The sequence below is a fragment of the Lysobacter enzymogenes genome (genome assembly GCF_900106525.1).
Taxonomy (GTDB): Bacteria; Pseudomonadota; Gammaproteobacteria; order Xanthomonadales; family Xanthomonadaceae; genus Lysobacter; species Lysobacter enzymogenes.
In genome coordinates this window covers 110628-129714 of sequence record NZ_FNOG01000009.1, presented here as the reverse complement: position 1 = coordinate 129714, position 19087 = coordinate 110628, and the positions used below count along the sequence as shown (strand labels likewise).

Genomic DNA, 19087 nt, shown 5'->3' with positions numbered 1-19087 from the left:
TAGGAGCGGCGCAAGCCGCGACCGAGACACCGCAGATACGACGCAACTGGCTACTCCGCGGTCGCGGCTCGCGCCGCTCCTACAGGGAGCGTGCGTGGCTTGCGCAGCCGCTCAATCGCGCGTGCTCGATTCCCAGGTCGCGTGCGTCACCCCCGGCAAGCGCCGCAATCGCTCCACCACGGCGTCCAGTTCGGCCGCCACCACCGCGGTGCTGACCAGGGTCGCGACGATGTCGGTCGCGGTCTCGCCGTGCTCGTCCACGTTGACGTCGCCGACCGGGTAGTTGGCCGCTTCCAGATGATCGACCAGCCACTCGCGCGCCGCCGGTGCGGTGTCCGGCACCGCGCTCAGGCGTACCTCGTAGGTCGCTTCCGACACGCGCTCGTCGATCGGCACGCGGTTGATCGCGTTGACCAGCGGCCGCAGCAAGGTGTTGCCGGCGATCACGAACACCGTCAGCAACGCGCCCTCGGCGATCATGTCCGCGCCGGTGCAGGCGCCGACCGCGGCCGAGCACCACAGGGTCGCGGCGGTGTTGAGGCCGCGCACGTTCATGCCTTCCTTCATGATCACGCCGGCGCCGAGGAAGCCGATGCCGGAGACCACGTAGGAAATCACCCGCACCGCTTCGACGCTGCCGGCCAGACGCATGCCTAAGTCGACGAACGCGGCCGCGCCGACCGCGACCAGCACATTGGTGCGCAGGCCCGCGGTGCGCTGGCGATACTGGCGCTCGGCGCCGATCAGGGTGCCCAGGACGAAGGCGGCCAGCAGGCTCAGCACGGTGTCGAGGAACGGCAGCAGTTGGAAGGTGTGCAGGAAGCGCATGAGCGGCTCCGTGGTCGGGTGTTGAAAGGGGTGTCGCGCCGTAGCGGAAGGCGTCGGGCCTGAAGGCCCTCCCACAACAGCATGGCCTGGGCAGGTGAAGGTCGTGCTGTGGGGCTTCGGCCGCGATGCTTCGGTCGCAGCCCGGGCATCGGGTCGGATGGCTTCCTCCCGCGACAGCCTCGCACTCGCCGATGAGGGCTGTTGTAGAAAGGCTTCAACCCGATGCTTTAGCCAAAGCCTGAGCGTCAGGCCCCATGGCTCCCGACTACGACAGCCTCGCACCCGCCGATGAAGGCTATTGTGGGAGGGGCTTCAGCCCCGACGCTCTTGTTGCAGCCGCTCAGGCTCAGCCCGGGTTGTCCAGGCTGAACCGATCCGCCGCCTCGTCGTAGGCGAAGTACTCCGCATACCGCGCCCACGAGGTCACCGCGCGCAGCGTCGCGGCCGCATAGTCCGGCGACATGTGGTCTTCCAGCTCGTCGCGGAACCGCCGCGCCGGCGCCTGGTGCGCGCTGCGCTCGTCCAGCACCCGGCGGATGTGCGCGGCCAGCGGCACGTGCGCGGCCAACTGGCGCGCGAACAGATGCTTGCGCTCATCGGTGTCGAGCGCGGCGAAACGCGCGCCGGTCTCGCTCAGGCGCAGGTCGCCGTCGCCGAGTTCGGCCAGCCCCAGCAACTGCAGGCTTTCGGCGATCGGGAACAGCTCGTCGATTTCCAGTTGCAGCTGCGCCGCCAGCGCCGGCAGGTCGGCGTGGCCGCGGTACGGCGGCTCGGCCAGCGCCTCGATCAGGCCGGCGATCAGATTGCTGGACACGTGCGGCAGCTCCATCGCCAGCCCGCCGCGCGGCGCCGCGCCGGGCTGGGCGCCGCCGGTCATGCGCTGGTAGATCGCATCGACCAGATCGCGGAACTGCGGATCGAAGCGGTCGCGCGGCTGCGCCAGCGACACCGGGATCTGTTCGATCACCCGGCCCGGATGCGAGCCGAAGATCAGGATGCGGTCGCACATCAGCACTGCTTCCTCGATGTTGTGGGTGACCATCAGGATCGACTCGATCGGCATGCGCCGCTCGGCCCACAGGTCGAGAAGATCGCTGCGCAGGGTCTGCGCGGTCAGCACGTCGAGCGCCGAGAACGGCTCGTCCATCAGCAGCACTTTGGGTTCCACCACCAGCGCGCGGGCCAGGCCGACGCGCTGACGCATGCCGCCGGACAATTCCTTCGGGTACGCGCTTTCGTAGCCGTCCAAGCCGATCAGGTCGATCGCCGCCAGCGCGCGCCGGCGCCGCTCCGACGGCGCCACGCCGCGCGCTTCCAGGCCCAACTCGACGTTCTGCAGCACGGTCAGCCACGGGAACAGGGCGAAGCTTTGGAACACCATCGCGATGTCGGCCGGCGCGCGGCTCAGCGGCGTGCCGAGGAATTCGACTTCGCCGGCGCTGGGGCGGATCAGGCCGGCGATCGCGCGCAGCAAGGTCGACTTGCCCGATCCGGAACGGCCGAGCAGGCCGACGATCTCGCCGGGATGCAGTTGCAGGTCGACGTGGTCGAGCACGCGCAACGGTTCGCTGCCGGCCTTGGGGTAGTACTGGCTCAGGCCGCGCACGTCGATCAGCGGGCGGATGCAGGTGTGCAGGGTCATGGCGAAACTCCTTCGGATTCGATGAGGGCCGGGCGCGCGCTCAGTCCAGGCGCAGGCGCCGTTCGGCGTAGGCGTACAGCGGGCGCCACAGGGCGCGGTTGAAGGCGGTGACGAACAGCGACATCACCGCCACGCCCAGGACGATGCGCGGGAAATCGCCGGCGGCGGTGGCGTGGGCGATGTAGGAACCCAGGCCGTAGGCTTGAACGTGCTGGTCGCCCCAGCTCACCCACTCGGCGACGATGCTCGCGTTCCACGAGCCGCCCGAGGCGGTCAGCGCGCCGGTGACGTAGTAGGGGAACACCGCCGGCAGGATCGCGCGCCGCCACCACGTCCACGAACGCAGCCGATACACGCTGGCCGCTTCGCGCAAGTCGGTGGGCACCGCGCTGGCGCCGGCGATCACGTTGAACAGGATGTACCACTGCGTGCCCAGCACCATCAGCGGCGACAGCCAGATGTCCGGGTCCGCGCCGGTGGCGAGGATCGCGATCACCGCCACCGGGAACAGCACGTTGGCCGGGAACGCCGCCAGCAGCTGCGCCACCGGTTGCAGGCGCTGCGCCCAGCGCGGGCGCAGGCCGATCCACACCCCGATCGGCACCCAGATCGCGCTGGCGATGGCGATCAGCACCACCACCCGCAGCAAGGTCGCCAGGCCGCCGCCGAACGCCGCGCGCAAATCGGCCGCGTCCAGGTGCTGGCGGCCGTAGTCGACCGCGAACCAGGCGCCGGCGGTCGCCGCCAGCAGCAGCGCCGCCAGCCACAGGCGGTCGGGCCACGGCGATGCCGGCGCGGCCTCGCCCACGGCCGCCACCGGCGCGCGGCGGCGGAAGCGCAGGCACATCGCGCGTTGCCACAGCCACGCCAGCGGCCGCAGCAGGCGCTTGCCGGCGCGGGTGCGGCGGATCAGCTCGTACACCCACGAACGCGGCCGCTGCTGGCTGGCGGTCTGTTCGCTGCGGAACTTGTCGGCCCAGGCCACGATCGGGCGGAACAGCAGTTGGTCGCACAGCACGATGGTCAACGCCATCGCCGCCACCGCCCAACCGACCGCGGCGAAGTTCTGCTGCGCGATCGCCAGCGCCAGATACGAGCCAACGCCGGGCAGCGTGACCGTGGTGTCGCCGACGGTGATCGCTTCGGAGGCGACGATGAAGAACCAGCCGCCGGACATCGACATCATCGCGTTCCACACCAGCCCCGGCATCGCGAACGGCGCTTCCAGACGCCAGAACCGCTGCCACGCGCTGAGCCCGAAACCGCGCGCGACCTCGTCCAGATCGCGCGGCAAAGTGCGCAGCGACTGATAGAACGAGAACGCCATGTTCCAGGCCTGGCTGGTGAAGATCGCGAACACCGCCGCGCATTCGGCGCCGAGCTGCTGTCCCGGAAACAGGCCCAGGAACGCGGTCACGGTGAAGCTCAAAAAGCCCAGCACCGGCACCGATTGCAGGATGTCCAGCGCCGGCACGATCAAGCGTCCGGCGCGCGGGCTCTTGGCCGCCCAGGTGGCGATGGTGAAGGTGAACAACAGCGAGGCCAGCATCGCCGCGAACATGCGCAGTGTGGTGCGCAGGGCGTAGTCGGGCAGGCGCGCGGGATCGAGCGAGATCGGATCGGCGTGCAGCGCCGCCAGCGGCGCGCGGGTTTCCATCGCCGCGTGCGCCAGCGCCACGGCGCAGGCGATCAGCAAAGCGAAGGCGATCAGGTCATAGACGTTGGGCCACCAGCGCTGGCGCAACAGCGCCGGCGGCAGCAGCGAGAAGGGACGGAACACGGACATCGGCGTAGGCCTCGGTGAAGCGGAGCGAAGGCGCGCGGCGTGGCGCGCGCAGGGCGTGGCGTGCGATGGGTTTTCGTCCCGGCGGTTCGTCGGCGGCGCCGGCGCGCACCCAGCGGCATTCCAGCCGTCCGCTGGTCGGCGAGCGCCGCCATTGCGCGATCAGCGCGGCGTCGGGCTTGGCGGCTTCGCGCGCGCGCAGTTGCGCGCAGGCCAGGCGCAGCAGCGGCGCGAGGCCGCGGTGCGCGGTGCGGGCGCGGTGCAGGGGGAAGTGCAGCAGGGTCATGGCGTCCTCCTTGCGATGAGTTGGACCGGTCGATGGGGCGCGGCGTTCAACGCAGCGCGAGGTTGAAACCCAGGGTCAGCCAGGGGCCGCGCGGATCGCGCTCGCGGTCGCCGAGCAGCAGGTCCAGGTTGGCCGCCGCGCCGAGCGCGCGGCGCAGCCCGAGCTGGCCGCCGAGGTCGCCGTGCGGATCGGCGTAGAGCTCGGCCAGCGCGGTCCAGTCCGCGGCCAGCGCCTGTTCCAGACCGATGCCGGCGGTGGCGCGGGCGCGGCCGCGGCGCGGCTGGTTCCAGCCGAGATTGACGTGCCACAGGCGCGGGCCGTTCGGATCCGGGCCGAGGGTCAGCGGCAGATTGAGGTTCCAGCCGTCGTAGCGGCCGCCGCTCCACGTGGCGCCGAGCGAGGCGGCGACCGCCCAACCGTCGGCGGCGTGCAGCACGCGCTTGGCGCTCAGGCTTTGCGCGGCGGCGGCATGCGGCGCAGCGTAGTCGCTGTGGCTCAGGCCGAGTTCGGTGCCGGCGACATCGCAGGCCGGCGCCAGGGTCAGCTCGCGCGCCGGCGCGGCCAGGCGCAGCCAGCTTTCGAGCTGGCAATGGCCGCGCTCGACGGTGGCGGCGTCGTCGACGTACAGGCTGGCGCCGGCGCGCGCGGCGCCGGCGTGCAGCAGCAGCGCCGCGAACAGGAAAAACAGGCAGAAACGGAAAAGCATCGGCGCGCTCCGGACGAACGGAACCGCCAAAGGCCACCGGGAAGCGGTCTTCGCTGGAACTGCAGTGCGTGGGAAAACGAGCGCGCGCCCACGCCGCGTCGGACGGGCGTGGGAGAAGGGCGATGCGGGTTACGTGCGACTCGGCTTCGTTCTGCGCGAACGGAGCCGACCTGGGACATCCCAGACCTGAAGCGATCCGTCAGCGCGAGCGCTGCAGCGAAGGTCTAGATCGACTGTCCAAGGGGGCCTCTGGTGGGCGGAAGGGATGACTGCGGGGCGCATGATCCTCGCCGGATGCGCCCGGGTCAACCCTGTCGCGAGGGCCGCGGCGCGAGCCGCCAGAACCGGTTCAGTCGCGCGGCCGGCGGGTTGTTACAAGGTTGCGCGCGGATCGCGCCGGGTCGGACGAACGCCGCGATGGTTCGCGCGGCAGCCGAATCGATCGCGCGGCCGCAGCGGCGCGCGCAGCGTTGCGCTGCTGGAATTCACACGCGCTGTCGCGCTGGAATCGGCGTTTTTTAGCGAATCGTTCACGCATGCCCGGCGCGATTGCGGCGACCATCGGCGGCAACCGACGACGATGGCGGGGACGGACATGGATGCGATGTTCTGGCTGCTGGTGGCGATGTGGTTCGCGTTCAACCTGCTGGTCACGATCAAGGTCTGGCGCGGCAAGGGCGCGGCCAGGCGCGCGCGCACCGCGATGATCCTGCTGGTGTGGCTGGTGCCGGTAATCGGCGCGATCGTGGCGATGATTTTGAGCGATTGGCCCTGGCAGCAACTGCTGGGCGTGCGGGTCGTGCCGGCCGGCCGCGGCCGCCGCGGCTTCGGCACTGCGGGCGCCAGCGGCGCCGCTGCGATTTGGCTGAATATCCAGATCGCGACCGGGCACAACGGACGCAGCGGCGGCGACTCGTCCTACAGCGGCGACGCCGGCGGCGGGTTTCATGGCGGCGATGGCGGCGGCAGCTGTCATGGCAGCGATGGCGGCAGCAGTTGCCATGGCGGTGACGGCGGCGGCGGCGGTGGCGATTGCGGCGGTGGTGGCGGCGGCGATGGCGGAGGCGGCGGAAGCTGCCACTGAGAGCGATCGCGCCGCGCCCGTCGCACGACGGACGCGGCGCGCTGGATCACACCTGCATGGGGCGCGACTGCTGCTGCGAAGGCTCCGGCGTCGCCTTCTTCGCCGGCGCGTCTTCTTCGATCGCCCGGCTGGTCTGCGCGACCGGTTGCGCCGCGGCCTGGGCGGTGTCGGCGACGATGCGCTTGTGCGAAGGGTCCTGCAAACCGCCTTCGACCGCGAACATCTTCTTGCCGTCCTGGCTCAGCGCCACGTGGTCGATGCGGTCCAGCCCGGAGACCTTGGCCTCGTAAGCGAGCATCGCCGCGGCGTTCTGCTTCTGTTCGGCGTTGAGGCCGCTGCGGCTACCGAGTTTGTCGAGGCCGTCCATCGCCTGCTTGTACAAGCCGTGATCGGGATTGCGCGGATCCGACAGCAGGGCGGCGCCAGCGCGTTCCGGCGCGGCGCTGGCGGGGCGTTGAGGCGTGGCGGCGTCGGGCTGGGCAGGGCGGGTCGGCGCGGCCGGATCTTGTTGCTGCACCGCCTGCTTGATCGCCTTCAAGGTCTCCTTGTCGGCGATGCCGGTTTCCTTGAGCCCGTGCGTGCGCTGGAATTCCTCGACCGCGTGCTTGGTGCCCGGGCCGAAGCGGCCGTCGGGATTCAGCGGTTGATCGCCCGGGCCGTCGATGCCCAGGCGGGTGAGGTTTTTCTGCAAGGCCTTGACCTCGGCGCCGCGCTCGCCCTGGCTCAGCATGCCGTCCGCCATCGCCGCGCGCTTCTTGCTCGGTTCGGGCGTGCCCATCGTGGCGAGCTGGTCGAGGCTGATCTTGCCGCTGCGCACGCCTTCGACGAGTTCGGGGGTGATTTCCTTCGACCACGACTGCGAGCGTTCGACCCGCGCGTCGGCGCCGTTGGGGCCGCCGTTGATGATCGCGCCGGCGCGGCGCGGATCGTCGCGCAGCGATTCGGGCACCTTGTCCTTCCAATAGGCCACCGCCAGCTTCGCGGCGAGTTTCGGGTCGGCGGCCTGATCGGGATTGTTGGCCAGGTCGACGCCGAACTTTTCGCCGTAGCGTTCGTAGTTGTCGCGTCCGGTGTACTGGAAGTAGCCGCGGCCGTGGAAGCGCCAGCCGTCGCCGGGCTCGGTGTTGCCCAGGTCCTTGCGGTTCTCGTAGGCCATCGTGGCGATCCGCTGCGGATCCTTGCTGGCGATGGCTTCGCGGATTTCCTTCATCGAGAAGCGCTCGTCGGTCGAGCTGACGGCCTTGATGAGGTTTTCCGCCGAGCTGTAGTTGAGTCGCTCGTGCATGGTCTTGAAGCCGGCGGTTTCCACCGACGCGTTGCCCATGATGTTCGCGAGTTCCTTCGGGTCGGTGATGCCCGAGTCGATCGCGGTTTTCAGCATCAGTGCAGAGGATTGATTGAAAGCGGGCATGCAACGCTCCTTGTTGGTGTCAGGCTCAGGCGCCGGGGCGCAATCAGGGGGTTTTCTGCTTGTTCGCGCGCATGGCGTCCTCGATCCGGGAGGGATCGAAATCGCCCAGCGCGATCAGCGCGAAGTCTTTGGGGTAAGCCGCGGTTTCCTGGTAGCTGTCCAGATCGTCCGAGGTTTCGCTGGGAACGCTGTAGTGGCTCTCGGCGCGATCCAGGCGCCAGCCGGAAGTCTCGGACGAATACTTGAAGCTGTAGGTGGTGCTGCTCTTCTCGCCCTGATTGACATAGACCAGGCTGTCCTTGGACAGCTTGAGGTTGTCGCTGAGGTCCTTGGCGTTCTTGGCCACTTCGTTGAAGAAGCACTCCACCACCTTGTCGCTGCTGGCGGCGACGGCGTAAGCGGACGCGTCCTTGCGCAGGATCAGCAACTGGCAGGGATACATCTGCGAGGCGTCCTTGCCGCCGTGGCGCACGATCAGCACGGTCTGCGGGTTGCCGTCGCCGAGCAGGTCGAATTCCTTGCGCGCCAGCAGCGTGTCGTCGGCCTTGACGTACTGGCTCAGGTCCAGCGTCGCGGCGGCCGGCGCCTGGCTTGCCGGCGCGGCGGCGGCGGGCGTCGTCGATGCGGACTCGGGCGACGGGGGCGCCTGCGCGGCTTGGCAGGCGGAGCCGAGGAGGGCGGCGGCGGCGATAGCGGCGAAACGGATGCTGCTCATGATCGTCCTTTTCAATGCGGCGTGTTCAGTGCGGCGCGGCGTCGATGCCTGCGAGCGGTGCGATATCGGCGGCGGCCACGGCGTTGCATCGTAGCCGGAGTTCGGGGCAGTCCTGCGTGAACAGGCAGGTTCGGTACCGGCGCAAGCGCGCATCGGGTGTCGAATGCGTTTCAAGGCACCGAAGGCATGGATCAAGCGTGCAAGGTCGTGGCCTCGATGAGAACCGCCAACGTCGCCGCCGCATCGGCTTCCTCCACCCGGCCCTGGCTCATCTCGCGCGACAGCGCCTCGCCGGCGCCGACGATGGCGACGCAGCGCCGGTGCAGCTCGGCCTCGTCGACTTTCGCGTAGGGCGCGAGCAGGCCGCGGTAGAACTCGACGTAGCCGGCGGTGAGTTCGCGCTGCACGCGCTCCATGTCCTCGTCGCCCTTGAGCGCGGCGAAGATCGCGTGGCATTCCGGGCCGGCGGTGCGGAAACAGCTCATGTAGCTCTCGCCCATCAGCCGCGCCACATCGCTCAGGCGCTTGGGCGTGCGTTCGAAATCGCGCGCCGCGGTCGCGGCCTGGCGTTCGTCGATGCGCCGGTACAGCGCGATCAACAGGCCCGAGCGGGTGCCGAAATGCTCGTAGGCGATCGGCTTGCTGACGCCGGCGCGTTCGGCCAGATAGCCCAGGGTCAGCGCGTCGGTGCCTTGCTCGCGCACGATCGCCAGCGCCGTTTCCAGCAGCTGTTCGCGCCGTTCGGATTTGGGCAGGCGTTTGGCGGGGACGTTCATGCGGCGGCTCTCGTGCGGGGCGGGTGGCGCGGTCGGGCGGAAAGAAAGTGCGAATCGCGCTTGACAGCGTGGCCAGGATTGTATCTTACTATTGGTAACTTACCAATCGTAGCTTGTGCCGGCGCCATCGGGGCGCGGCGCGGGCGCGGTGCCCACCCGGTCCGAGATCATGAACGCCCAGGTTTCTTCTGCTCAATCCGCTTCGCAAACCTTTTCTGCCGGTTCGGTGCCGGCGGCCGGCCACGCGCCGGTGCTCATCGTCGGCGGCTCCGGCGTGGTCGGCGCGCAGGGCGCGCAGGCGCTGCGCCGCCTGCACCCCGGCCTCAAGCTGGCCATCGCCGGGCGCGACCGCGGCCGCGCCGAAGCCGTCGCCGCCGGCCTGGGCGACGCCGAAGCGGTGGTGGTCGATCTGCACCGCGCCGACCTCGGCCTGCCGGCCGATGCGCGCTTCAGCGCGGTGGTGGTGTTCGTCAAGGACGAGCGCTTGAACACGCTCAAGTACGCGCTGCATCACCGCCTGCCGTACATCAGCACCTCCAGCGGCTCGTTCGAGATCGCGCCGGAAGTGAGCTGGCACCTGCGCCATCCCGGCCGCTCGCCGATGCTGCTGGCCAGCCACTGGCTGGCCGGCGCGGCGACCTTGCCGGCGCTGCATTTCGCCGCCGCGCTGAGCAAGGTCGAGCGCATCGGCATCTTCGCCCTGCTCGACGAGCACGACATGGGCGGCCCGGCCGCGGCCGCCGACTACGAGCGCCTGACCACGGCCGCCGCGGCGCAGATCCTCGACCGCGGCCAGTGGCGCTGGGTGCGCGGCGAAGACGCCGCCAGCGTCGGCACCAGCGTCGACGGCACGCCGGTGCCGGCCTCGGCCTACTCGCCGATGGACGTGGTGAGTCTGGCCGCGGCCACCGACGCGCATTCGATCCGGCTCGACATGGCATTGGGCGAAAGCGCCAGCCGCCGCCGCGGCGAGGCGTTCTCCACCGAGATCGTGCTGGAGCTGGAAGGCGAAGACGCCGACGGCCGGCCGCTGCGTCAGCGCCACGAACTGGTGCATCCGCAAGGCCAGGCGCCGCTGACCGCGCTCGGTATCGCCCTGGGCGTGGAGCGTCTGCTCGGCCTGGACGGTGCCGCCGCACCCGCGCCGGGGCTGTACACGCCGGACCTGCTGATCGACCCGGCCTACTTCCTGCGCCGCATGCGCGAGGCCGGCACCCAGGTGCGCAGCCTCGCCGTCGAAGACGCCGCGGCCGCCTGAGCGCGCGCGCCCTCGCGGCGCGCGCTTCGCCAATCCCTATTCGAATCCGGCCGGCGCCGCAGCGCCGGCCGCCCCCTCGTTTTGTCCGCGCAGCCCGGGAGGCCGCCATGGACGTGTCCCGTTATTTCATCGACCGCCCGATCTTCGCCGCGGTGCTGTCGATCCTGATCTTCGCCGCCGGCCTGATCGCGCTGCCGAACCTGCCGGTCAGCGAGTACCCCGACGTGGTGCCGCCGACGGTGGTGGTGCGCGCGGTCTATCCCGGCGCCAATCCGCAGGCCATCGCCCAGACCGTGGCCACGCCGCTGGAAGAAGCGGTCAACGGCGTGCAGGACATGATGTACCTGAAGTCGGTCGCCGGCACCGACGGCGTGCTGGTGCTCACCGTCACCTTCAAGCCCGGCACCGATCCCGACCAGGCCCAGGTGCAGGTGCAGAACCGGGTGAGCCAGGCCCTGGCGCGATTGCCCGAAGACGTGCGCCGCCAGGGCGTGACCACGCAGAAGCAATCGCCGACGCTGACCATGCTGGTGCATCTGGTCTCGCCCGACGGCCGCTACGACTCGCTGTACCTGCGCAACTACGCCACGCTCAAGCTCCGCGACGAACTGGCGCGGCTGCCCGGCGTCGGCCAGACCCAGATGTTCGGCAGCGGCGACTACGCCATGCGGGTGTGGCTCGATCCGGGCCGGATCGCCGCGCGCGGTTTGACCGCAGGCGATGTGGTGCGGGCGATCCGCGAGCAGAACGTGCAGGTTTCCGCCGGCCAGCTCGGCGCCGAGCCGATGCCCGGCGGCAGCGATTACCTGATTCCGATCAACAGCCAGGGCCGGCTGCAGAGCGAGGCCGAATTCGAACGCATCGTGGTCAAGGCCGGCGACGACGGCGAGATCGTGCGCCTGGCGGATGTGGCCCGGGTCGAACTCGACGCCGGCGACTACACGATGCGCGCGCAGCTCGACAACCTCGACGCGGTCGCCATCGGCGTGTTCGAGGCGCCCGGCGCCAACTCCATCGCCCTGTCGGACGCAGTGCGCGCGCGCATGGCCGAGCTGGCCGAACGCTTCCCGCCGGGCCTGCAGCACCGCATCGTCTACGACCCGACCGTGTTCGTGCGCGACTCGATCAAGGCGGTGGCCACGACCCTGGCCGAAGCGGTGCTGCTGGTGGTGCTGGTGGTGATTTTGTTCCTGCAGACCTGGCGCGCCTCGATCATCCCGCTGCTGGCGGTGCCGGTGTCGGTGGTCGGCACGTTCGCGGCGCTGTACGTGCTGGGTTTCTCGATCAACACGCTGAGCCTGTTCGGGCTGGTGCTGGCGATCGGCATCGTCGTCGACGACGCGATCGTGGTGGTGGAGAACGTCGAGCGCAACATCGAGCGCGGCTTGAGCCCGCTGGACGCCGCGCATCGGGCGATGAAGGAAGTGTCCGGCCCGATCGTCGCCATCGCCCTGGTGCTGTGCGCGGTGTTCGTGCCGATGGCGTTCCTGTCCGGCGTCACCGGCCAGTTCTATCGCCAGTTCGCCGCGACCATCGCCATTTCCACGGTGATCTCGGCGATCAATTCGCTGACCTTGTCGCCGGCCCTGGCCGCGCTGCTGCTCAAGCCGCACGCCGCAGCCAAGGACGCGCCGACGCGGCTGATCGACCGCCTGTTCGGCTGGCTGTTCGCGCCGTTCAACCGCGCCTTCGGCGCCGGCGCGCAGCGTTACCAGGCGGCGGTGGCGCGCCTGCTCGGCCGCCGCGGCGCGGTGGCGGCGGTGTATCTGGCGCTGTTGCTGGCGACCGGGGCGATGTTCCAGGCGGTGCCCGGCGGCTTCATCCCGACCCAGGACAAGCTCTACCTGATCGGCGGCATCAAGCTGCCCGAGGGCGCTTCGGTGGCGCGCACCGACGCGGCGATCCGCAAGATGAGTGCGATCGCGATGGCCACGCCCGGCGTGCACGCGGCCGAAGCCTATCCGGGACTCAACCCGCTGCAGTTCACCAACACGCCCAACACCGGCACGCTGTTTTTCGAACTCGAATCCTTCGCCGCGCGCGAACGCAGCGCCGAGGCGATCAACGCCGAGCTCAACGAAAAGTTCGCCGGCTTGCAGGACGGACTGGCGTTCTCGTTCATGCCGCCGCCGATCCTCGGTCTGGGCACCGGTTCGGGTTACGCGCTGTACGTGCAGGATCGCGACGGCCAGGGTTACGGCGCGCTGCAGGGCGCGCTCAACGACTACACCGCGGCGATTTCGCAGGTGCCCGGGCTCGGCTATCCGATCAGCACCTACCAGGCCAACGTGCCGCAACTGGACGCGCAGGTCGACCGCACCAAGGCCAAGGCCCAGGGCGTGGCGCTGAGCGAGGTGTTCGACACCTTGCAGACCTATCTGGGCTCGGCCTACGTCAACGACTTCAACCAGTTCGGCCGCACTTGGCAGGTGATCGCGCAGGCCGACGGCAGCCACCGCGACAGCGTCGAAGACGTCGGCCGCCTGCAAGTGCGCAACCAGCGCGGCGAGATGGTGCCGCTGGCCTCGCTGGTGAGCCTGCGCGCGACCTACGGGCCCGATCCGGTGATCCGCTACAACGGTTACCCGGCCTTCGATCTGGCCGGCGAAGCCGATCCGCGCCGGCTGTCGTCGGGGCAGGCGATGCGCCGTCTGGCCGAGTTGGCCGAGTCGACGCTGCCGCGCGGCATGCGCATCGAATGGACCGACCTGAGCTATCAGCAGGCGACCCAGACCCGCGCGGCGCTGATCGTGTTCCCGCTGGCGATCTTGCTGGTGTTCCTGGTGCTGGCCGCGCTGTACGAAAGCTGGACCCTGCCGCTGGCGGTGATCCTGATCGTGCCGGCGACGCTGCTGTCGGCGCTGGTCGGGGTGTGGCTCGACGGCGGCGACAACAACGTGTTCGTGCAGGTCGGCCTGGTGGTGCTGATGGGGCTGGCGTGCAAGAACGCGATCCTGATCGTCGAGTTCGCCCGCGAGCTGGAATTGCAGGGCCGCGGCATCGTCGAGGCGGCGCTGGAAGCCTGCCGCCTGCGCCTGCGCCCGATCGTGATGACCTCGGTGGCGTTCATCGCCGGCACCGTGCCGCTGCTGCTCGGCCAGGGCGCCGGCAGCGAGGTGCGCGCGGCGACCGGGGTGACCGTGTTCGCGGGCATGCTCGGGGTCACCTTGTTCGGCCTGTTCCTGACCCCGGTGTTCTATGTGGCGCTGCGCCGCTGGGCGTCGCGGCGCTCGCCGCGGGCGCCGGCCGCGGCGCCGGCGCCGATGCCTGCGTGAGCCGCGCGCTGCGGGCCCCGCCCGGGGTAGGGCGGGCGTCCGCATCGTCCGTTGCTACGTGTACATTGGACGCCGCAGGGGCGCCGCACCGAGGGGACACAAGTGCAGCAAGCAATCCGACTGGCCGGCTTCTTCGCCGCCCACGGCGTGTGGTGCGTGGCCGACGGCGAGGATCTGATTCCGATCTACGCCTTCGAGGACGCCGCCGGCGAACGCAAGATGGTCCGCTACGCCAGCGAACGCGTGGAAGACGCGGTGGCCGAAGCGCGCGCGCGCCTGTCGGCCAACCCGGACCAGGCGCGCCACGCGGTGCTGGTCCACGACGGCCTGCTGACCCTGCCGTCGGGCCGCACCGACTCGCTGATCCTGAGCGTGCGCGATTTCGCCGGCGACATCGCGCTGACCCTGGCGGTGCCCTACCGCAACGCCGCCCATCCGCTCGGCTTCGCCGTGCACCGGCCCAAGTTCCTCGACTGGCGCGGCGAGGGCGAACCCGACTACGCGCGCCTGGGCGAGGACTTCTTCGCCGGCGTGGAAGAGCACGAGACCGGCGACCGGGTGTGGCAGGCCGCGCTCGACGATTCGATCTGATCCGCGCGCGCCGCCTGCACGGCGCGTGCATCGGCTGCGCACGCCGCGGCGACGGCATCGCCGAACCATGATCGGCATCGCACAAATTTCCGGCGCCGCGCAAAGCAATTGCCATCGGCCGCGAACATCATGGCGGGTCGCCCGCGGCTGCGGGCGGCACCGACTCCTACCCGCCGCCGTCCGCCGCCGATGACCGATCCGCAACGCCGCCGCTTCCTCGTCGGGCTCACCCTAGGCGGCGCCGCCGTGGTCGCCGGGCCGATCGCGATGTGGCGCTACACCGGCGGCCACGGCCACCGCATGGGATCGCTGCCGGATCTGCAATCGCTGCCGCCGGACGCGCGCTTCGTGCAGCCGCTGCGCATCCCCGGCAGCGAAGGCCTGATGGCCGAGATCGATCTGCGCCGGCCGCTGGAACTGTCGGCGCAGACCGCCGGCGCGGCGTTGTTCCCCGGCCCGCCGACCCAACTGTGGGCCTATGCCGCGCGCGTGCCCGGCGGCGAAGCGCTCAACCCGCTGCTGCGCGCGCGCCGCGGGGACGCCATCGACGTCGGCCTGCACAACCGCCTGGGCGAAGACACCACCGTGCACTGGCACGGCCTGCACGTGGACGAGGCCAACGACGGCAGCGGCCTGCATCCGGTCGCCGGCGGCGGCCAGCGCCGCTATCGGCTGAAAGTCGACAACCGCGCCGGCCTGTACTGGTATCACGCCCATCCGCACGGCCGCACCGGCGCGCAACTGCAGCGCGGGCTGGCCGGGCTGCTGCTGGTCGAGGACGAAGAAGAACTGGCCCTGCGCCAACGCCTGGGCCTGCGCTGGGGCGAGCGCGACTTGCCGCTGATGATCGCCGACAAACAAATCGACGCGGGCAACGCCATCGTCTACAAGGACGGCGCCGACGACTGGATCGGCAACCGCGTGCTGGTCAATTGGACGCCGGAGCCCTACCTCGACGTGATCCCGGCCTGGTATCGCTTCCGACTGGCCAACGTCTGCAACGCGCGCCTGCTGCGCCCGTGCTTCCTGCACGAGGACAAGCCGCTGCCGATGCTGCTGATCGGCAGCGACGGCGGCCTGCTCGAGCGCGCCTGGCCGGTCGACGACCTGTTCCTGGCGCCGGCCCAGCGCGTCGACGTGCTGGTCGATTTCGGCGCGCTCGCGCCCGGCGCCAAGGCGGTGCTGCGCAGCCTGGACTATGTGGCGATGGAGAACGAAGACGAGTCCGGCGCGGTGGCGATGGGCGAGGCGCTGGACCTGATGGAGCTGCGGGTGATCGAGTGCGTCACCGAGCGCCCGCCCGCGCAGTTGCCGCCGCTCGATGCGATGGCCAAGCTGCCGCCGCCGCCGGACACCGCCGACTGGCCGGTGCGCGCGCTGCGCCTGCGCATGGACGAACAAGGCCGCTGGTTCATCAACGACTGGAACTTCCACCTCAGCGGCCACGATCCGGCGTTTACGGTGAAGCGCGGCGCGCGCGAGGTCTGGGAAATCCGCAACAGCATGACCAGCATGCCGCACCCGATGCATCTGCACGGTTTCCAGTTCCGCGTGGTCTCGCGCGCGATCAGCCCGCCGGACGTGCGCGGCCGCCAGGTCGCGCCGAACGGGCTGACCGCGCAAGACCTGGGCTGGAACGACACCGTGGTGGTGTGGCCCGGCGAGATCGTGCGCCTGGCCATCGATTTCTCCCAGCCCTTCGCCGGCGCCCAGCGCTACATGCTGCATTGTCACAACCTCGAACACGAGGACATGGGGATGATGCTGACCTTCGCCGTCGCCGACTGACTTCTTCGTCTTCCCGGAGTTTTCCATGCCGCGTTCCTTGCTCGTCCTGTCCGCGTTGTCGCTGGCGCTCGCCGCCGCCCTGGTCGCTTGCGCGCCCAGCGGCGGGTCGAAACCGGGCGCCGCGTCGGCGTCTGCGCCGGCGCCGCTCAAAGCGGCCGATGTCGCCGACGAGAAGGCGAAGATCAGCTACGTGGTCGGCCGCGACTTCGCCCGCAGCGTCGAGCCGATCCGCGCCGAACTCGACACCGAACTGGTGCTGCGCGCGATCCGCGACGCCCAGGCCGGCCGGCCGTCGCTGTTCGACGACAACGAAACCAAGCGCATCCGCGACGGCTTCAGCGCGCATCTGCGCGCCAAACACGACGACGAGGTCAAGGCCGTGGCCGCGCGCAACCTCGCCGCGGGCGAGGCGTTCCTGGCCAAGAACGCGAAAGCGCAGGGCGTGAAGACCACCGCATCGGGCCTGCAATACCTGGTGCTGCGCGAAGGCAAGGGCGCGCACCCGAGCGCCGGCGACACGGTGCGGGTGAATTACGTCGGCAGCTTGCTCGACGGCAGCAAGTTCGAGAGCACCTACGACACCGACCACCCGGCCGAATTCGTGCTGGCCCAGGTGATGCCGGGCTGGACCGAAGGCGTGCAGCTGATGGCGCCCGGCGCGAAGTACCGGTTCTGGATGCCGGCGAAACTGGCTTACGGGGATCGCGGCCTGGCCGGGCAGATCGAGCCGAACTCGGTGCTGTCGTTCGAGGTGGAACTGCTGGAGATCGCGGGGCAGGGCGCGCCGACGCACGACGAGTGAGCGCTCGCGGATTCGGACGAGCCACGCCGGGGCGGCGCGTTCGCGCCGATTCGCGTTTGATATCGATAAGCATGCGTTCTTTACACACGAAACGTGAGGCCGCAGGCCGCGCCCGCTTGTGCGCCTCGCGCGTGGGCGCGCCCGTCTGCGGCGGTGATGCGAGCGCTGCGGCGAAGACAAGTCGGAACTTGTGACGGACGCCGCGCTGACGGCGCAACAGCCGCGCATTGCGTCGCAATCGTGTAGCAGTTTTCCGGCCAAACTCCGCAGCCATCGCGGCCTTGCCCGGCCGCGATGCCCGCCTTCATCCGCCCCGCTACCAGCCACTCCCGCCGGAGACAGCCAGTGAACCTCTCGCCCTCGCGCACGCCGATCTGCGCCGCCCTCGCCGCCGCCCTGCTCGGCGCCGCCGCGCTCGCGCCCGCGCACGCCGCCCAGCGCATCCTGCAGCTGTCGGAGGACACCACCCACAGCAAGCCGGTCAGCGCCGCCTCCGCGTTGCGCGGCACGCCGCTGGCCAAGGCCGGCGCCGCGGATCGCGTGTGCGAAGCCGGGGCCAAGTGGCTACGCGTGGGCTTCAAGCAGCTCAAGCTGGCCGGCTACGACTCGCTGGTGCTGACCAGCAGCGGCGGCGACAAGCTCGTGTTCGAAGGCCAGCACTGGAACCAGCGCAGCTTCACCACCCGCGCGCTGCGCGGCGAGTGCGTCGACATCCAGCCGTATTTCAGCCAGCCCGACAGCGCCTTCCAGCTCGACCGCTACGACTACAGCACGGTCGCGCTGGACAAGGCCACGGTGGTCGTGGCCGGCGCCGGCGACATCTGCGACACCAGCGGCAACGCCTGCCAGGGCACCTCGGACCTGATCGTCTCGATCAACCCTACCGCGGTGTTCACCGCCGGCGACAACGCCTACAACAGCGGCACGCTGAGCGAATACAACAGCCGCTACGCGCCGACCTGGGGCCGGTTCAAGGCGCTGACCAGCCCGTCGCCGGGCAACCACGACTACAGCACCACCGGCGCCAAGGGCTACTTCGACTACTTCAACGGCAGCGGCAACCAGACCGGCCCGGCCGGCGACCGCAGCAAGGGCTACTACAGCTGGGACGTCGGCGACTGGCACTTCGTCTCCCTCAACACCATGAGCGGCGGCACCGTTGCGCAAGCCCAGATCGATTGGCTCAAGGCCGACCTCGCCGCCAACACCAAGCCCTGCACCGCGGCCTATTTCCATCATCCGCTGCTCAGCCGCGGCAGCTACTCGGGCTACAGCCAGGTCAAGCCGTTCTGGGACGCGCTTTACGCGGCCAAGGCCGACCTGGTGCTGGTCGGCCACGACCACAACTACCAGCGCTACGGCAAGATGAATCCCGACAAGGCCGCGGCCAGCGACGGCATCCGCCAGGTGTTGGTCGGCACCGGCGGCCGCGCCTTCTACGGCATCAGCGGCAGCCACGCGCTGCTGGAAGCCAGCAACGACAGCACCTTCGGCGTGCTCAAGCTGACCTTGAGCGCGACCGGCTACACCGGCGACTTCGTGCCGCGCGCCGGCAGCAGCTACACCGACCATTTCACCGGCACCTGCAACAAGGGCAGCGGCAACCCGCCGACCCAGACGCTGACGCTCAACAGCGTGCGCGATGTGACGGTGAAGTCCGGCGGCAGCCGCGACAACGGCGCCACGCTCTACGCCGACGGCAGCGACGGCGGCCAGGTGTTGCGCGGCCTGATGGCGTGGAATGTGTCGTCCGCCGCGGGCAAGACCCTCACCGGCGCGCAGGTCAAGCTGCAGGTCAGCGACCGCTCCACCGGCACCTACGACCTGTACCGCGCCGGCGCTGCCTGGACCGAGGCCAACGCGAGCTACAGCGGCGTGAGCCTGGGCACCAAGATCGGCTCGGTCGTGCCCAGCGCCACCGGTGCGCAATCCATCGCGCTCAATGCCGCGGGCTTGCAGCTGGTGAAGGACTGGGCGTCCGGCGCGGTCGCCAACGACGGCGTGGTGCTGTCTTCGACCTCCAGCGACGGCGTGGATTGGTCCTCGCGCGAAGGCGCCAATGCGCCGCAGCTGATCCTGACCTACACGCCCTGATTCGGCGTTTCGATTCGGCGGCTTGAGCTTGTGCGCCGAAGACAAACG

General features: G+C 70.0%; 15 protein-coding genes. 7 read left to right on the top strand and 8 right to left on the bottom strand.

The features are described 5' to 3' along the window. Positions 1 to 111: 111 nt before the first annotated feature. The 5 genes from BLU84_RS20880 to BLU84_RS20860 form a co-directional block, all read right to left on the bottom strand. A complete protein-coding gene (locus BLU84_RS20880; protein WP_074871699.1) occupies positions 112 to 828 on the bottom strand; it encodes an MgtC/SapB family protein in 717 nt (238 codons plus the stop codon). A 346-nt stretch (positions 829 to 1174) separates the two neighbouring features. After that, positions 1175 to 2470: an ABC transporter ATP-binding protein gene (locus BLU84_RS20875; protein ID WP_074871697.1), complete on the bottom strand. Its 1296-nt coding sequence runs from the start codon at positions 2468 to 2470 to the stop codon at positions 1175 to 1177. Positions 2471 to 2510: 40 nt separating this feature from the next. Then, entirely contained in the window at positions 2511 to 4256 is a 1746-nt protein-coding gene (locus BLU84_RS20870; protein ID WP_074871695.1) for an ABC transporter permease, read from the bottom strand. Further along, a complete protein-coding gene (locus BLU84_RS20865; RefSeq protein ID WP_074871693.1) occupies positions 4183 to 4539 on the bottom strand; it encodes a hypothetical protein in 357 nt (118 codons plus the stop codon). Before BLU84_RS20865 ends, BLU84_RS20870 begins: the two co-directional genes overlap by 74 nt. A gap of 46 nt (positions 4540 to 4585) precedes the next feature. Further along, positions 4586 to 5245, bottom strand: a complete 660-nt coding sequence (locus BLU84_RS20860; RefSeq protein ID WP_074871691.1) for a hypothetical protein — start codon at positions 5243 to 5245, stop codon at positions 4586 to 4588. Between the two features lie 280 nt (positions 5246 to 5525). Here BLU84_RS20860 and BLU84_RS26725 point away from each other — a divergent pair, with 280 nt between their 5' ends. Next, positions 5526 to 6329 (top strand): hypothetical protein, encoded by an 804-nt coding sequence (locus tag BLU84_RS26725; protein WP_139175157.1) that lies wholly within the window; start codon positions 5526 to 5528, stop codon positions 6327 to 6329. A 46-nt stretch (positions 6330 to 6375) separates the two neighbouring features. Here BLU84_RS26725 and BLU84_RS25860 read toward each other — a convergent pair whose 3' ends face one another. The 3 genes from BLU84_RS25860 to BLU84_RS20835 all read right to left on the bottom strand — a co-directional run bounded on the left by BLU84_RS25860 (position 6376) and on the right by BLU84_RS20835 (position 9231). Beyond that, positions 6376 to 7740, bottom strand: coding sequence for an XVIPCD domain-containing protein (locus BLU84_RS25860; RefSeq protein ID WP_083382972.1), 1365 nt, complete (start codon positions 7738 to 7740; stop codon positions 6376 to 6378). Positions 7741 to 7783: 43 nt separating this feature from the next. Further along, on the bottom strand, positions 7784 to 8455 hold the full coding sequence (locus BLU84_RS20840) for a hypothetical protein (RefSeq protein ID WP_083382971.1): 672 nt from the start codon (positions 8453 to 8455) through the stop codon (positions 7784 to 7786). A gap of 191 nt (positions 8456 to 8646) precedes the next feature. Next, the gene (locus tag BLU84_RS20835; protein ID WP_074871686.1) at positions 8647 to 9231 is read right to left on the bottom strand and encodes a TetR/AcrR family transcriptional regulator; all 585 of its coding nucleotides are present in this window, start codon (positions 9229 to 9231) and stop codon (positions 8647 to 8649) included. Between the two features lie 169 nt (positions 9232 to 9400). On the opposite strand from BLU84_RS20835, the gene BLU84_RS20830 reads away from it, so the two are divergent. The 6 genes from BLU84_RS20830 to BLU84_RS20805 all read left to right on the top strand — a co-directional run bounded on the left by BLU84_RS20830 (position 9401) and on the right by BLU84_RS20805 (position 19039). Beyond that, positions 9401 to 10489, top strand: a complete 1089-nt coding sequence (locus tag BLU84_RS20830; protein WP_211664590.1) for a hypothetical protein — start codon at positions 9401 to 9403, stop codon at positions 10487 to 10489. A gap of 107 nt (positions 10490 to 10596) precedes the next feature. After that, entirely contained in the window at positions 10597 to 13764 is a 3168-nt protein-coding gene (locus BLU84_RS20825) for an efflux RND transporter permease subunit (protein ID WP_074871682.1), read from the top strand. A gap of 102 nt (positions 13765 to 13866) precedes the next feature. Further along, complete coding sequence (locus BLU84_RS20820) at positions 13867 to 14355, top strand: hypothetical protein (protein WP_074871680.1); 489 nt, start codon at positions 13867 to 13869, stop codon at positions 14353 to 14355. A gap of 189 nt (positions 14356 to 14544) precedes the next feature. Next, complete coding sequence (locus BLU84_RS20815; protein ID WP_170849214.1) at positions 14545 to 16143, top strand: multicopper oxidase family protein; 1599 nt, start codon at positions 14545 to 14547, stop codon at positions 16141 to 16143. A gap of 25 nt (positions 16144 to 16168) precedes the next feature. Beyond that, positions 16169 to 16945 (top strand): FKBP-type peptidyl-prolyl cis-trans isomerase, encoded by a 777-nt coding sequence (locus tag BLU84_RS20810; RefSeq protein WP_074871678.1) that lies wholly within the window; start codon positions 16169 to 16171, stop codon positions 16943 to 16945. A gap of 345 nt (positions 16946 to 17290) precedes the next feature. Then, positions 17291 to 19039 carry a DNRLRE domain-containing protein gene (locus tag BLU84_RS20805; protein ID WP_074871676.1) on the top strand — a complete coding sequence of 583 codons (1749 nt, stop codon included), beginning with the start codon at positions 17291 to 17293 and terminating at the stop codon, positions 19037 to 19039. Positions 19040 to 19087: the final 48 nt, after the last annotated feature.